Source organism: Bradyrhizobium cytisi, from assembly GCF_008123515.1.
Lineage (GTDB): Bacteria > Pseudomonadota > Alphaproteobacteria > Rhizobiales > Xanthobacteraceae > Bradyrhizobium > Bradyrhizobium cytisi.
On sequence record NZ_VSSR01000017.1, the window covers coordinates 43,342 to 58,431 of the forward strand.

Genomic DNA, 15,090 nt, shown 5'->3' on the forward strand with positions numbered 1-15,090 from the left:
GGCTGCGGCGCGGCGAACGTTCGATAGCTCAGAGATGACCGGGAGGAATTCGTGCCACGCGAAAGCTATGTGCATGGTTACAGCGGTCCGCCCCTGATCGGGAAAACCATTGGCGCGCTTCTGGATGAGGTGAGCGCGACCGATGGCTCCCGCGAAGCGCTGGTTGTCGCTCACCAGAAGATTCGCTGGACCTATTCGGAGCTCAAGTCACGCTCGGATGCGTTCGCGTCGGGCCTGCTCGCCCTTGGCCTCGAGTCGGGAGACCGGGTCGGCATTTGGGCTCCGAATTGTGCGGAATGGACGATCGCGCAGTTTGCGACCGCGAAGGCTGGCCTGATCCTGGTCAATATCAATCCCGCCTATCGCCTGAGCGAACTGGAGCACGTCCTGCGAACTGTAGGATGTCGGGCGCTGATCACGGCGGCACGCTTCAAGACCAGCGACTATATCGCGATGATCCGCGAGCTCGTCCCGGAGCTGGGGGGCGAGCTCGGCGAGCTGAAGAGCGCGCGTCTGCCCGAGTTGCGCCACGTGATCTCGATCGCGGGCAAGCACGACGGCTGCCTTGCGTTCGATTGGATATCGGAGCGGGGACAGCAGATCGGCAACCGGCGGCTCGATGCCGTCGCGGCCGCGGTGCAGATGGACGATGCCGTCAACATCCAGTTCACTAGCGGCACCACCGGCTTGCCGAAGGGCGCGACGCTCTCGCATCACAATCTGATCAACAATGCCTTTTTCGTGGGAGAGGCGACCGGAATCGAGCCTGGATCTCGGGTGTGCATCCCGGTCCCGCTCTATCATTGCTTCGGCATGGTGATGGGTAACCTCGGTTGCGTCACCCATGCGGCCACCATGGTGTATCCATCCGAGTCCTTCGATCCCCTGAAGACCCTGGAGACCGTCGCGGCGGAGCGCTGCGATGTGCTCTACGGGGTCCCCACGATGTTCATCGCCCAACTGAACCACCCCGAATTCAGCCGATTCGATCTAAGCTCACTTCGGCTCGGCATCATGGCAGGAGCTCCGTGTCCCATCGAGGTCATGAAGGAGGTGGCGTCGACCATGCACATGAGCGAGATCACGATCGCCTATGGAATGACCGAGACGAGCCCGGTCAGCTTCCAGAGCAGCCGTGACGATCCGCTCGAATTGCGCGTCTCGACGGTCGGCAGGATCCAGCCGCACCTCGAGGTCAAGATCGTCGATCGCCAGGGGCGGGTCGTCCCGCGCGGCGAAGCCGGCGAGCTTTGCACCAGAGGATATTCGGTGATGCTCGGCTATTGGAACGACGAAGCCCGGACGAAAGAGGCGATCGACCGCGCCGGCTGGATGCACACCGGAGACCTGGCGACCGTCGACGACGACGGCTACTGCCGCATCGTCGGGAGGATCAAGGACATGGTCATCCGCGGCGGCGAGAACATCTATCCGCGGGAGGTCGAGGAGTATCTTTACCAGCACCCCGACATCAGGGATGTCCAGGTCTTCGGCGTGCCGGACGCCAAGTACGGCGAAGAGCTTTGTGCCTGGATCGTCCCAAAGGTGGGCACGGCGCTCGATGAGGACGCTGTCCGGAAATTCTGTCAGGACCGTATCTCGCATTACAAGATTCCGCGCTACATCCGGTTCGTGGAGAGCTTCCCCTCTACCGTAACCGGCAAGGTGCAGAAGTTCGCGATGCGAGAGGCGATGATCGAGGAGTTTGCACGCGCCGAGGACGCTGGCGCATGAGTCTCGGCGAGACGGCATTGAGCCCGCCGGGAATTCCGCGGCCAACGTCAGGAGCGAAAGCCGCCAGGCTGATGTGGAGCCAGCCAACACGTCGCTTGGTGTTCGATTGGGGGCCGTGCTAATCGAAGGCGAAATGGCCAAGCAGACAGCCCGGCGAGAGCGCCCGCGCAAGCGAGCCGAACAGCAGCGCTCGATCGAGACGCGGGCTGCGATCCTCAATGCTGCCATCGCGGAATTCGCCGAGCGCGGGTTCGAAGGCGCGAGCATTCGTGCCATCGCCGATCGATTGGGCCTGCAACATCCCCTGATCACCTATCATTATCGCAGTAAGGATATTCTCTGGCGGGCGGCAGCCGAGCATGCGTTCGCGCAGATTCGGTCCGACTGGGAAGTTTCGGCTCCTGAGGGATCCGAGTTGTCACCGTTGGCGCGGCTGCGACGGGAATACGCCACTCTTTTCCAGTATACTGTCGCGTTTCCGGAATTCCATCGTTTCATGCGCCAGGAGACCTTGACGAACAATCCCCGACTGAAATGGGTGGCTGAAACGGTCCTCGCTCCGCTTCTGGGCCGGCTGCTGCCCCAGATCGTTGAGGCTCAGAAACAGGGCCTTATACCCGCCGTCGATCCCATCCTATTCCACTACATGATGGTCAGTCTGAGCGCGACGCTCTCGGAGTTCGGGCCCGAGATGCAGATCACAAGCGGACTGTCACCCGAGGATCCACAGGTCGTCTCCGCCTATTGGCGTCTCGTGGACGAAACGATCTTCGGAGACGAATAGAAGAAGGAACGAGGAGACAGGCGGTGATCGCCGCCTGTCCCCGTCCGTCAAGGCTGACCGAACAGTCGGCGCGCGTTGTCGCGGTCGATCTTCTTTCGATCGGCTCTACTGATTTCACCCGGCGCTGATCACGTCGTCAGCACCTTGTTTGGAGAACTGCCTTAAAGATGCGGCCAGCCCGGCCCCCGGGGTCATCCGGAACATGGACATCTGGAGCAATTCGACAAGCTTCTGAGTTTTAGGCGGACGATCGGAGGAAATATCGCAGATTTGCGTGGTGTGGTGAAAGGCTGTAGCGGTCTCCCGCTACCAATTCGATCCTAGCTTTCTCCAAACTGCTATCGAAGCCAAGCGTCCTTATCCGGAGCTTTGGGACTCGCCTAGGCGCAGGGTCGTATTCAATCTCCCTGCAAGATCCTCCGCGAACGAATTTGTCGCGCGCATTCAACTTTCGTCCTGTTTGCAACAGGCTCGATCGGCGTGCAATCGCGACCAGTTTCTCCTAATGAGAGTACTCGGAGGGAACGACATGGTGGACAAACAAAAGCTTGCGCGACTGCGCCAACTGATCACCGAAGGCCTACGTGTCCAGCTAGCTAGGTGGGGAGCGCATAGCCTACATCAACGTCGGTAACGCGCTTGAGGACGCCTGCGCGAAGCAGAACCATGCGATTTTCGCTCGTCGAGGTTGTGGCAAGACGTTGCTGTTGCATGCCTCTGCAGCACGGCTCCCCAAGGAGGTCCGCTCTATCTACCTGAATTGCGAAGATTTCAAACGCCACACATTCCCGAACGTTCTAATAGAGATACTCGTCTCCCTTTTCTCGGACATGCAGGCGCATCTGACTGGATGGTTTGGGAGAAAGGCACAGGCTCGAAAGCTGCTGGTGGACATCATCAAGAAACTGAAGGCTATGCAGAATGAACCAGATGTCCTCGATCATCGGGTGTTACGCTCATTTCAGAAAGATGGAAAATAGGTTTGCCGAGATTGATGTCTCGCGAGTTGAAGCGAAGGATCAGATGCGTTCCGCGCCTATTCTGACGGAAGCGGATCTCAATGCTCTGTCTACAAATGTCCCAAAGAATGCAGAGCAATTGCTTTTAGAGCATCAGGCTGAAGTCGGCTAAGTTTGTTAGTCTTTGTCTGCTCCGGCCGAGTTTGAATGAGCAGAAGCATACTCGGGCGTCGCGCGTGGTATAGCTCTTTGGACATGCAATGGATCATCACGTCGCGTACCACAAAATAGATGAGCGAGCCGTATTTCCAGGACGCTAGACGTGATCAAAATCGGCAAACAAGGTTCGGGATAACGCCTTGGTTGGTAGCCGCCTCTGGGTGTTTACCGGGGTAGGTTTTCCTCGAATCTACGAACTTAGTTGTTCTGGGACGGATACTTGAGGAGCCACCTGAGTACAAAGAAAATCTATTACTTCCAAGTCCGTCTCGCTGTGTTGGGGGCGTCGGGCAAAACACCCCCGTCAACCCCTCCTCGCAAAAATATTCCACTTTACCGAAATTCGGAAATGACGTATGTGTTGCGGCATCCCGGCTCATCCTTGAGGGGCGATCTCGTGTCGTCTTGGTTGCGAGCCGGGCTTGCGGTGGACGCGGGCAGCGTTGGGTGCGAGAGGTGCGGGCAGGGCGGATTGCTCTCCGTGAGCCCGAGGCTTCGTGCCGACGAGCGGCGCTGTCTAGGTTCGTCTCGCCTGCATTCTTCCGGCAACGTCGACAACGCTGGAAGATAATGCGGCGAACCAGCGAGCCGTGCGTACGGCAAAACCGTGTGGTCCTGGCCGTCGTCGCTACGGTCAAGCTTTCGCGGAGGTGTGGAGCGCCCAACCGGGTCAACTGCATCGTCAATTCGCTGGAAGTGAGGGAGGCCAGAACGAACTCGGCTCCCGGGAGAGCACGGCATAAGCCGTCAACCCACTGCGCAGGGAAGGCCGAGTGATTGGCACCACCTGTATGCTGCTGTGCGGTCTTTTTGCGCTACCATTTCGCGCAGCGGACCGCGGGTGCGAGGTCAGCACCCGGTCTTCCCTGCGCCCTCTTGGCTTAGAGGGTGGAGTGACCAGGCAAAGCTCGGGCGATTTGCGCCGCGAGGACGCAAAAGCGTGTCCCGCGGGTTGCAATGCCTGTCAGAGGACTGCGATCCCTTCCACCAGAAGTCATTTTTAGAACGACGTTTCACTATCAGAAAGAAGGGTGGCGACATAAGGCGCTGTGCCGATAACGAAACTCTGTCGTCGCGAGCGTCACGCATCTTGCGTCGCGGCTGCGTCGGCGGTCCGTCGCCGTGCCGGCAGGAAAAACCCGGCAATTGCGCCGGCCAGCGACAGCGTTGCGGCGAGGCTCATCGCGGCAGCAAATCCGCGCTCGAAATGCGCGGCCGAGTAGGCCCCGCCGTTGGCCGAGAAGCTCGCCACCAGCGCGGCGATGCCGAACATGCCGCCGAGGAAGCGGCCCATGTTGAAGATGCCGGACGCCTTGCCCATTTCGGCCACCGCGACCGAGCTCAGGATGGCGTTCTGTGCTGCCGGCATCGCCATCGAGACGCCGACGCCGGCCAGCACCAACGGCGCGACCAGGGCGGAGTAGGCAACCGCGGGGCTCACGATCTCGGCGATCCAGCCAAGGCCGATCGCCTGCATCAACAATCCCGTCACCACCAGCGGCCGCTCGCCGAGCCTGTTGACGACCGCGCCGGCGACCGGGGCGGTGACGAACAGCGTCGCTGTCCAGGGGAGCAGGCGAAGTCCGGCGCCGAAGGCGTCGAAGCCCAGCGTGGTTTGCAAGAACTGCGGCAGCAGGAACAATACGCCATACATCGCGGCGTAGAACAGGACGCTTGCGGACATGCCGGAGGCGAGGGCGCGCGATGCAAACAGCCGCATCGGCACCATCGGCGCGGCCGCGCGCAATTCCCGGAGCGCGAAGCCGGCGGTGAACACCAAGCCTGACATCAGCGTACCCATGACCTCGGCGCTCGTCCACCCCACAGCATTGCCGCGCAACAGGCTCCACACCCACGCCAGCGCTGCGAGGGCGACGAGCGCCAGTCCTGGGATGTCCAATGCGGCAGAAGGTCCAAAACTTTCGCGCAACCGTGCCAGCACCAGGGCGATCGTGATCAGGCCGATCGGCAGGTTGATCCAGAACACCCAGCGCCAGCCGAAATGTTCGGTGATGAAGCCGCCGATGGCGGGGCCGATGATCAGCGCGCAGCCGGTGATGCTGCTGAAAATGCCGAGCGCGCGGGCGCGCTCCCCGCGGCCGAACGTGCCGCTCAGGATCGCCATCGCCAGCGGCATCACTAGCGCGGCGCCGGCGCCCTGCAGTGCGCGGGCGGCGATCAGCGCGGTCGCATTGCCTGCGAGCGCACAGGCCGCCGATGCAACGACAAACAGGGCGAGCCCGGCCGCGAACATGCGGCGGCGGCCGAAGCGGTCGCCGAGTGCGGCGCCGGTCAGGAGCAGCACGGCGAAGGTCAGATTGAAGGCGTTGACAGTCCATTGCAGCGTCTCGACCGGGCTGCCGAATTCGGCGCGAATGGCCGCGAATGCCGTCGTGATGATCATGGCGTCCAGCGCCATCATGAAGGATGCAAGCGCGGTGATGCCAAGCACCCAGTTTTGCGCGGCGCGATTGGTCGGGGTCTGCATCGCCCTGTCTCCGTGTGTCGCGCCGCCCTTTCGCGGCGCGTTCTGCGGGCTAGACGAGGCCGGAGTGGCAAAGGATGCGCCCGTAAATAATTTCTCCTGGGGCCGCATCCTTCGCCGGCCGGCAAACGTCTTAGGGGGACGCGGCCATTTACGCGACCTTGATCCGGAGGAGCGCAGCACCGGTTTTCCGACAAGGGTCATGCTAGAATGGAAAGATGGAGCGCGATGAGCGAGCCAGGTCGCGACATCAGCAAGGAGCGCGCGATGAGAAGGACGTTGATCAGGTACAAGGCCAAGCCGGAGCTGGCCGACAGGAACGCCGAGCTGGTTGCGGCCGTATTTGCGGAGTTGAAGGCGGCCGGGCCCGACGGCGTGCGCTATCTGACGCTGCGGCTGGAGGACGACACCTTCATCCATTTTGTCGAGGCCGCGACCGAGGACGGCTCGAGCCCGATCCCGAAGCTCAAGGCGTTTCAGACGTTCCAGGACGGGATCCGCGACCGCTGCGCGGAGCCGCCGCTGGTTCGTGATGTGAGGATCGTCGGCAACTACCGTATGCTGGACGAGTCCTGACAGCCGAGGCGGAGGAGCAATGGCGTCAGACCCGCTGACTACCATCGATATCGAGGCCCTGCTGGCGCGGATGCGACCGAAACTGCATCGCTACTGCGCCCGCATGGTCGGCTCGGTCATCGATGGTGAGGATGTGCTGCAGGATGCGCTGATCAAGGCGATGGAGGCGCTGCGATCGGTCACGCCCGTCGTCAACACTGAGGGCTGGCTGTTCCGCGTCGCGCACAACACCGCGCTGGATTTCCTGCGTCGCCGCAACCGGCAGGAGGCGCTGCATTCGGCTGAGGAGGTGGAGATGATTGCCGACCAGCTCGATGATGTGGAAAGCCGCCAGATCGCCGCGACCGGCCTGCGCACCTTCATGCGACTGCCGGTGGCGCAACGGTCCAGCGTGATCCTGATGGACGTGCTCGGCTGCTCACTGGCTGAGGTCTGCGACATCATGGATTTCAGCCTGCCGGCGGTGAAGGCCGCGCTGCATCGCGGACGCACGCAACTGCGTGAGTTCGCCGGAGAGCCCGACGATGTGCCGCAGCCGGGCCTGTCGGACGCCGATCGGACGCGGCTCAACGCCTATGTTGGCCATTTCAATGCCCGCGACTTCGACGCGATCCGCGCCATGATCGCCGACGACGTCAGGCTCGAACTCGTCAACCGCACCAGGCTGAAAGGCAAGGCCGAGGTGTCGAACTATTTCGGCAATTACTCGAAGGTCAGCGACTGGCACCTGGTGACGGGGCAGGTCGAGGGACGTCCCGCGATCCTGGTGTTCGATCCGAATGAGCCGGGCGGGCGGGCGAAATATTTCATGCTCCTCGACTGGTCCGCCGGCAAGCTCGCCACCATCAGGGATTTTCGTCACGCAGCCTATGTTGTCGATGGTGCGGAGTGCGTGGTGGATAGAGGTCTCGACGAACGCTCTTCGGGATAAGTCGAGCGGATCGACCTGCCCCTCTCAAGGCTGAAACAGGGGTTCGATTCCCCGGTCGCTTCGCTCGCAATGACGAGTGGGGAGAGTTCATTGCCTCCGCCGGCTCATGCTGCCGCAGCCGAAACCGCGCTGCCGCATTCGAACTGACGCGCGTTGCGCGCGAGCCCCTCACAACATCATCAAGACCGATCGGACGCCCGCCGCGAAGAACGCGCCAACTCCGCTTGCAATGTTTAGTAAATGGTGGTTCACTAAACAAATCGAGCCTGCCGGGCCTCTAGAATCCGGGTGGCGCGAGGAAACGCTAGTTTAGTTATTCAGCTCGTCACGGACTGTGTCGCTCTGCTCGAAGCATTCGGGCGGACAGGAAAGCCGCGCCACGTCGATGGCCGGCCCACTCGGAGGGAACGTGCAATGCAACGGACAATGAAGACGCTTGTTGTGGCATGCGGGGCTGTTGCCGCCGCATTCGGCGTCGGAGCGGGCACCACGCCCGCGCAGGCGCAAGGCAAGACCATCACGCTGTGCTGGGCCGCATGGGACCCCGCCAACGCGCTGGTCGAATTGTCGAAGGACTTCACCGCGAAGTCGGGCATCGGCATGAAGTTCGAGTTCGTGCCGTGGACCAATTATGCCGATCGCTTCCTGAACGAACTCAATTCGCACGGCTCGTTGTGCGATCTCATCATCGGCGATTCACAATGGATCGGCGGCGCGGCGGAGAACGGCCAGTACGTCAAGCTCAACGATTTCTTCAAGAAGGAAGGAATTAGCATGGACGACTACATGCCGGCCACGGTGATCGGCTATTCCGAATGGCCGAAGAACACGCCGAACTACTGGGCGCTGCCGGCGATGGGCGATGCGGTGGGCTGGACCTATCGCAAGGACTGGTTCGCGCGGCCGGACGTGCAGAAGGACTTCAAGGCCAAATACGGCCGCGACATCGGCGTGCCGAAGACGCTCGATGAGCTCCGCGACATCGCGCAATTCTTCCAGGGCCGCGACATCGACGGCAAGAAGGTCTATGGCGCCTCGATCTATACCGAGCGTGGCTCCGAAGGCATCACCATGGGGGTCTCGAACTACCTCTACGACTACGGCTTCAAATACGACGATCCGAAGAAGCCCTATGCGATGGACGGGTTGGTGAACTCGGCCAGCGCGGTGAAGGGGCTCGAGGCCTACAAGGAGCTCTACAAGTGCTGCACGCCCCCCGGCGCTTCCAACTCCTACATGTCCGAAGGGCTTGACGCCTTCAAGTCCGGCCAGGTCGCGCTGCAGATGAACTTCTTCGCCTTCTTCCCGGGCCTCCACAAGGACCCGAATGTCGGCGGCGACAAGATCGGCTTCTTCGTCAATCCGGCCGGTCCCGCCGCGCAGGCAACCCAGCTCGGCGGACAGGGCATCTCGGTGGTCTCCTACTCCAAGAACCAGCCCGAGGCGCTGCAATACATCAAGTGGTTCTCCGGCGGCGACGTGCAGAAGAAGTGGTGGGCGCTCGGCGGCTATTCCTGCGCCAAGTCCGTGCTGAACGATCCGAGCTTCCCGACCAGCGCGCCGTTCGCCAAGGAGTTCCTGCAGTCGATGGGAATGGTCGTCGACTTCTGGGCCGAGCCCTCCTATGCGCAACTCCTGCAAGCCGAACAGAAGCGCGTGCATGACTACGTGGTGGCGGACAAGGGCACCGCGCAGGAAGCGCTCGACGGTCTGGTGAAGGACTGGAAGGCCATCTTCAAGGAAGAAGGCAAGAAGTTCTAGGGCAACCGCCTGGAGCGCACGCGAGCGCGCTCCAGGCTCTCTTCGGCCACGTCGGCAGCTGTCGCATAGCTGATGGTTCCGGCGCGAGGATCGACCAAAGCCATGAACGATTTGAGCGCTTCGTCGCAGATCACCTATCGGGCCGTTCCGGTCAGACCAGCCGTGGTGCGTCGTATCCGGGGCCTGTCGGACCAGGCGCTCGCCTGGCTCTTCATCACGCCGACAATCGTGCTGCTGCTGGCGATCAATATCTTCCCGCTGGTGTGGACGATCTATCTCTCGTTCACCAACTACCGCGCCAATCGGGCGAACGCGCCGACGATATGGCTGGGCACCGACTGGTACCAGTCGATCCTGACCGATCCGGATATCTGGGCGGCGATGCAGGTGACGGCGCATTTCGTGATCTGGACCGTGCTCATCGAGACCGTGCTCGGATTTGGTCTTGCCCTCCTCATCGACAAGAAATTCCGCGGCCATGGCATGTGGACCACGATCATTCTGCTGCCGATGATGCTCTCGCCGGCCGTCGTCGGCAATTTCTGGACCTTTCTCTATCAGCCGCAGATCGGATTGTTCAATTATGTGGTCGCTTTCTTCACGGGACGCGGCGCCTCGTCGTTCCAGATGCTGGGAGACGTGACACTCAGTCCCTGGGCCATCATCATCGTCGATGCCTGGATGTGGACGCCCTATGTGATGCTGATTTGCTTAGCGGGACTGCGCTCGATTCCGGATTACATCTATGAGGCGGCGGAGGTCGACCGCGCGTCGAATTGGCGGCAGTTCTGGTCGATTACGCTGCCGATGGCGCTGCCGTTCATCATGCTCGCGGTGCTCTTTCGCGGTATCGAGAACTTCAAGATGTTCGACATGGTCAACCTCCTGACCGGCGGTGGGCCGGGCTCGACCACGGAAGTTGCCTCGATCACGCTTAAGCGGGCAGCCTTTGAGAGTTGGCGAACCGGTTATTCTTCTGCCTTCGCAATTATTCTGTTCGTGACGGTGTTCGGCCTCGCCAACATCTACGTCAAGGCGCTGAACCGGGTGAAAAACCGATGAGTGTCGCAAATGCAGCCCATTCAGTCGTCGAACCATCGGCCGGCACGCGCCGCTTCGCCGGCCTGCTCGTCATACTCTATGCCATCATCACGATGATTCCGCTGGTATGGATCGTGCTCACCTCGTTCAAGTCGCCCGACGATGCGATCTCCTATCCTCCAAAGATACTGTTCAAGCCGTCGCTCGAAGGCTACTGTAATCTATTCACAACCCGCTCGCGCCAGACGCCGGAATTTATCCAGACGCTGGGCCAGCCGCACGGGCTTTGCGACAGCATCGCCCGCAGCCGCAATATGGTTGTGGCCGGGCCGTCGAACTATGTCCCGCGTTTCGTCAATTCGCTGATCATCGCGTTCGGTTCGACGATGCTCGCCGTCGCACTAGGCACATTATCAGCCTATGGGTTCTCGCGGTTCCGCGTGCCGCTGAAGGACGACCTGCTGTTTTTCATTCTGTCGACGCGGATGATGCCGCCGATCGCGGTCGCGATCCCGATCTACCTGATGTACCGCACCGTCGGACTGTCGGATACCCGGCTCGGGATGATCCTGCTCTACACGTCCGTCAACGTTTCGCTCGCCGTCTGGCTTCTGAAGGGCTTCATCGACGAAATCCCGCGGGAATACGAGGAGGCAGCGATGATCGACGGCTACACGCGGTTTCAGGCCTTCGTGAAAGTAGTGCTGCCGCAGGCGACAACAGGAATCGCAGCGACGGCCATCTTCTGCCTGATTTTTGCGTGGAACGAATACGCCTTTGCGGTGCTTCTGACCTCCGGCAACGCGCAGACGGCGCCGCCTTTCATTCCGATCATCATCGGCGAGGGCGGGCAGGACTGGCCAGCAGTAGCCGCCGGTACGACGCTCTTCCTGGTGCCCATCGTCGTGTTCACGGTGCTGTTGCGCAAGCATCTTCTGCGCGGCATCACCTTTGGAGCCGTCCGCAAATGAGCCTCGATGCGAACACATCCACGCGCCGACGCGGCCTCGCAAACAGGATTCTGCGACGCGGTCCGCTGGAGGCTATCGCGACGACGATCATCGCCGCGGGCGTCGTCATGCTGATGCAGCCATTTTTCCTCACGCTCTATTCTTGGTCGTTCGCGACTGCGCTGTTCGGGACGGTGATGTTCACCATCGTCTCGAAGGTCAGGGAGTAAGGCGCGATGGCACAGATCAGGGTCGAAGGGCTCGACAAATCCTTCGGGACGTTTCATGCGGTCAAGGCCGCCAGCTTCACGGTGGAAGACGGCCAGTTCCTCTGCCTGCTTGGACCGTCCGGCTGCGGCAAGACCACGACGCTGCGCATGATCGCAGGCCTGGAATTGCCGACGGCCGGCACCATCAGGCTCGGCGGCGAGGATGTTACGATGAATCGCGCCTCGGCGCGCGATATCGCCTTCGTGTTCCAGCTGTTTGCGCTCTATCCGCACATGAATGTCCGGCGCAATATCGGCTTTCCCCTGAAATGCGAGGGCGTCGGAGCGGCGGAGCACGATCGGCGGGTGGTGGAGGCCGCGCGTATTTTGCGTATCTCCCATCTGCTCGACCGGTCAGTGTCGGGCCTCGCCGGCGGCGACCGGCAGCGCGTCGCACTTGGGCGAGCCATCGTCCGCCAGCCCAAATGCTTCCTGATGGACGAGCCGCTCGGTGCGCTCGATACCGAAATGCGCGAGGCGATGATTCATGAATTGCGCGGGCTGCATGACCGGCTGGGCGCGACGACCGTGTATGTCACGCATGATCAGCTCGAGGCGATGGCGATGGCCGACATGATCGCGGTGATGAATAATGGCATCGTTGAGCAGGTCGCGAGCCCGCGCGACATCTACGACCGGCCTGCTTCGCTCTTCGTCGCAGACTTCATCGGTTCACCGCCTATGAATTTCCTGCCGTTCCGCGGTCGACTGCAAGTCGGCGCGCAGGCGATCTGGCTCGGCGAGCGCGAAGTTGCAATTCCTGCTGCACGCGAGGCGCTGGTGGAAAGCGACCTCGTCCTCGGGGTCCGGCCGGAGCATGTGCGGTTCACCGATCGCGGCATGGTGCGGGGTGAGGTTTATGGGTCGGAATATCTCGGCACGACGCAGATCGTGACCGTTACGACGCGTTACGGCGCGCTCAAGGCCCGTTCGCCCAGCAGCATATGCTTTCGGACTGGGGAAAGTGTCGGGCTGGACTTCCGGCCGGATACGCTCTCGGTCTTCGACAAGGCGTCGGGCCGGGCCATCCGCACTGCGTTGTATGAAGGAGGTGCGCATGGCTGAAGTTGAGATCAGGGCGGTCTCCAAGGCGTTCCGCCGGACTCACGCCGTCGTCGACCTGTCGCTCTCGGTTGGAGACGGCGAATTCGTTGCGTTGCTGGGGCCGACGGGTGCCGGCAAGACGACGGCGCTGCGACTTGTCGCCGGACTGGAGACGCCAGACAGCGGTTCGATCCGGATCGGTGGACGTGATGTGACCGGCGATGCGCCGGCCGATCGCGACGTCGCCTTCGTCTTCCAGCAATATTCCTTGTATCCGCATCTCAGCGTGTTCGAGAACATGGCCTTTGCGTTACGCGCGCCGATCCGCCGCGTACCCGAGGCCGAGATTCGCGCGAAGGTGCAGGAGGTCGCGCGTCTTCTCCACATCGAAACCAAGCTGCACAACAAGGCGACGCAGTTGTCGGGCGGGCAGATGCAGCGCGTCGCGATCGGCCGGGCCTTGGTGCGCTCGCCCTCGATCTATCTGATGGACGAGCCACTCTCCTCGCTGGACGCCAAGCTGCGCGGCGAAATGCGCCTCGAACTCAAGCGCATCCAGACCGATCTCGGCGCCACGATCCTCTATGTCACCCATGATCAGACGGAAGCGATGACCATGGCTTCGCGCATCGGCGTGGTCGAGGCCGGCCGGCTGATGCAGATCGGTACGCCGCGCGAGATTTACGAGAATCCGATCAACGCCCATGTCGCTGCGCGGCTTGGCCAGCCGATGATCAACCTGCTGCCGGCGGCTCTATTTGCCGGCATTCCGCCCGGCGCCAAGACCATTGGCGCGCGCACCGAGCACCTGATGATCGCACGCAGCGGCGGAGACGTGTCGGCAACCGTCACGCGAGTCGAACATCTCGGCGACCAGAGCCATCTCCACCTCGACCTCGGCGGCCGGCCGGTCGTGACGTTGGCAGACCCCGAGGCGAGGTTGGGCCCGGGAGACATGGTGTCGCTCCGACTCAACAAGCCGCTGTTATTCGATGCGGCCGGCGGGAGGGTGGCGGCATGAGTCTCGATCGGGCTGCCAGGGAAAAGCTGGTGCGGGCGTTAGCGGAATCCGTGATCCAGCACGCCGACGAATTGACCAGCCTCGATCAGGCGATCGGCGACGGCGATCACGGGCTGAACATGAAGCGCGGCTTCGAGGCTGTGCTCGCGACACTGCCCGGCCTTGCTGACAAATCGCTACCGGAAATGCTGAAGGCGATCGGAATGACGTTGGTCATGAAGGTCGGCGGCGCTTCCGGGCCGCTGGTTGGCACTTTCTTCATGGAACTAGGTAAGGCGCTTCCGGAGCAGTCGATCCGAGCGGATCTCGTCGCGGCGACGGCGAAGGCGATTGATGCCGTCAAAGCGCGCGGGCGCTCGGAGGCGGGGCAGAAAACCTTGCTGGATGTGCTGGTGCCGGTGCAGGTCGTGTTGGCCGGGGGCGGCGATGCCAAGGCGATAGCTGCGGAAGCGGCGCAAGCGGCCGATCGCACCACGCCCATGCTTGCGATCCGCGGCCGTGCGTCCTTTCTCGGCGAACGTTCTATCGGTCATATGGACCCTGGTTCGCGTTCGGCGTCCCTTTTGATCGGCGCGGCAGTCAAGGTACTGGAATTCGAGGCAAGTTCATGAACAGTTCAAATTCCGGCAATGTCGGGATCGTTATCGTTTCACATTCGCCCAAGATCGCGGAAGGCGCGGCGGATATGGTGCGCCAGATGGTAGGCAGCGCCGTGCCGCTTGCCTGGACAGGCGGCGACATCGATGGAGGGCTCGGCACGAATGTTGCCGGAATCCTCGAGGCGATCGAGGCGGCGTGGTCGCCCGCAGGCGTGGCGGTGCTGGTTGATCTCGGCGGCGCGGAGACAAATTCCGAGATGGCCGTAGAAATGCTGCCTGAAGATCGACGGGCGCGCGTCGTCGTCTGCAATGCCCCGGTGGTCGAGGGAGCTGTGATCGCGGCAACCGAGTCTTCGGGTGGCTCGCCGCTTGCCGCCGTCAAGCGTAGCGCGGAGGAATTCTATGCATGATGCTCACGCCAGCCGGCCGAGCGAAACGCCGGTGCCGCTGACAGCCTCGGCGGTTCTCGTCAACAAAGTCGGACTTCACGCGCGGCCGTCGGTCAAGCTCACGCAGTGCGCGAAGGGCTTTGCCGCGAAGATCGAGCTTGCCCTCGCGGTGGACGGGCCCTGGACGGACGCAAAGAGCCCGGTGAAGGTGATGCGCGTGAAGGCGCCGCAGGGCGCAACGCTGCATTTCCGCGTTACCGGGCCCGATGGCAAGGCAGCGCTCGCTGCCGTACTGGCGCTTGTGCATGATGGTTTCGGCGAGGCCTGA

Annotated in this window: 15 protein-coding genes; 14 read left to right on the plus strand and 1 reads right to left on the minus strand. The window is 62.0% G+C overall.

The features are described from left to right. Nucleotides 1-51: 51 nt before the first annotated feature. The 3 genes from FXB38_RS10785 (at nt 52) to FXB38_RS10795 (ending at nt 3,649) form a co-directional block, all read left to right on the plus strand. Complete coding sequence (locus FXB38_RS10785) at nt 52-1,734, plus strand: AMP-binding protein (protein ID WP_148750840.1); 1,683 nt, start codon at nt 52-54, stop codon at nt 1,732-1,734. A 133-nt stretch (nt 1,735-1,867) separates the two neighbouring features. Continuing rightward, nucleotides 1,868-2,518: a TetR/AcrR family transcriptional regulator gene (locus FXB38_RS10790; RefSeq protein ID WP_148750841.1), complete on the plus strand. Its 651-nt coding sequence runs from the start codon at nt 1,868-1,870 to the stop codon at nt 2,516-2,518. A gap of 930 nt (nt 2,519-3,448) precedes the next feature. Beyond that, nucleotides 3,449-3,649 (plus strand): hypothetical protein, encoded by a 201-nt coding sequence (locus FXB38_RS10795; RefSeq protein WP_148750842.1) that lies wholly within the window; start codon nt 3,449-3,451, stop codon nt 3,647-3,649. A gap of 1,128 nt (nt 3,650-4,777) precedes the next feature. Here FXB38_RS10795 and FXB38_RS10810 read toward each other — a convergent pair. Continuing rightward, nucleotides 4,778-6,184: an MFS transporter gene (locus FXB38_RS10810; protein WP_148750843.1), complete on the minus strand. Its 1,407-nt coding sequence runs from the start codon at nt 6,182-6,184 to the stop codon at nt 4,778-4,780. Between the two features lie 264 nt (nt 6,185-6,448). Here FXB38_RS10810 and FXB38_RS10815 point away from each other — a divergent pair, with 264 nt between their 5' ends. From FXB38_RS10815 to FXB38_RS10865, 11 genes are all read left to right on the plus strand, one after another. Next, nucleotides 6,449-6,757 (plus strand): hypothetical protein, encoded by a 309-nt coding sequence (locus FXB38_RS10815; RefSeq protein WP_148750844.1) that lies wholly within the window; start codon nt 6,449-6,451, stop codon nt 6,755-6,757. Between the two features lie 19 nt (nt 6,758-6,776). Beyond that, complete coding sequence (locus FXB38_RS10820; RefSeq protein WP_148750845.1) at nt 6,777-7,688, plus strand: RNA polymerase sigma factor; 912 nt, start codon at nt 6,777-6,779, stop codon at nt 7,686-7,688. Nucleotides 7,689-8,102: 414 nt separating this feature from the next. Further along, nucleotides 8,103-9,449, plus strand: a complete 1,347-nt coding sequence (locus tag FXB38_RS10825; RefSeq protein WP_148750846.1) for an ABC transporter substrate-binding protein — start codon at nt 8,103-8,105, stop codon at nt 9,447-9,449. Between the two features lie 102 nt (nt 9,450-9,551). Next, nucleotides 9,552-10,511 (plus strand): carbohydrate ABC transporter permease, encoded by a 960-nt coding sequence (locus FXB38_RS10830; RefSeq protein ID WP_148750847.1) that lies wholly within the window; start codon nt 9,552-9,554, stop codon nt 10,509-10,511. Continuing rightward, nucleotides 10,508-11,461, plus strand: coding sequence for a carbohydrate ABC transporter permease (locus FXB38_RS10835; RefSeq protein WP_148750848.1), 954 nt, complete (start codon nt 10,508-10,510; stop codon nt 11,459-11,461). Before FXB38_RS10830 ends, FXB38_RS10835 begins: the two co-directional genes overlap by 4 nt. Beyond that, nucleotides 11,458-11,670: a hypothetical protein gene (locus tag FXB38_RS10840; protein WP_148750849.1), complete on the plus strand. Its 213-nt coding sequence runs from the start codon at nt 11,458-11,460 to the stop codon at nt 11,668-11,670. Before FXB38_RS10835 ends, FXB38_RS10840 begins: the two co-directional genes overlap by 4 nt. Nucleotides 11,671-11,676: 6 nt before the next feature. Beyond that, on the plus strand, nt 11,677-12,774 hold the full coding sequence (locus FXB38_RS10845; RefSeq protein ID WP_148750850.1) for an ABC transporter ATP-binding protein: 1,098 nt from the start codon (nt 11,677-11,679) through the stop codon (nt 12,772-12,774). After that, entirely contained in the window at nt 12,767-13,774 is a 1,008-nt protein-coding gene (locus FXB38_RS10850) for an ABC transporter ATP-binding protein (protein ID WP_148750851.1), read from the plus strand. The genes FXB38_RS10845 and FXB38_RS10850 overlap by 8 nt, the downstream gene beginning before the upstream one ends. Continuing rightward, entirely contained in the window at nt 13,771-14,385 is a 615-nt protein-coding gene (gene dhaL, locus FXB38_RS10855; protein WP_148750852.1) for a dihydroxyacetone kinase subunit DhaL, read from the plus strand. The genes FXB38_RS10850 and dhaL overlap by 4 nt, the downstream gene beginning before the upstream one ends. Further along, nucleotides 14,382-14,783, plus strand: coding sequence for a dihydroxyacetone kinase phosphoryl donor subunit DhaM (dhaM, locus tag FXB38_RS10860; protein WP_148750853.1), 402 nt, complete (start codon nt 14,382-14,384; stop codon nt 14,781-14,783). The genes dhaL and dhaM overlap by 4 nt, the downstream gene beginning before the upstream one ends. After that, nucleotides 14,776-15,090 (plus strand): HPr family phosphocarrier protein, encoded by a 315-nt coding sequence (locus FXB38_RS10865; protein WP_148750854.1) that lies wholly within the window; start codon nt 14,776-14,778, stop codon nt 15,088-15,090. The genes dhaM and FXB38_RS10865 overlap by 8 nt, the downstream gene beginning before the upstream one ends.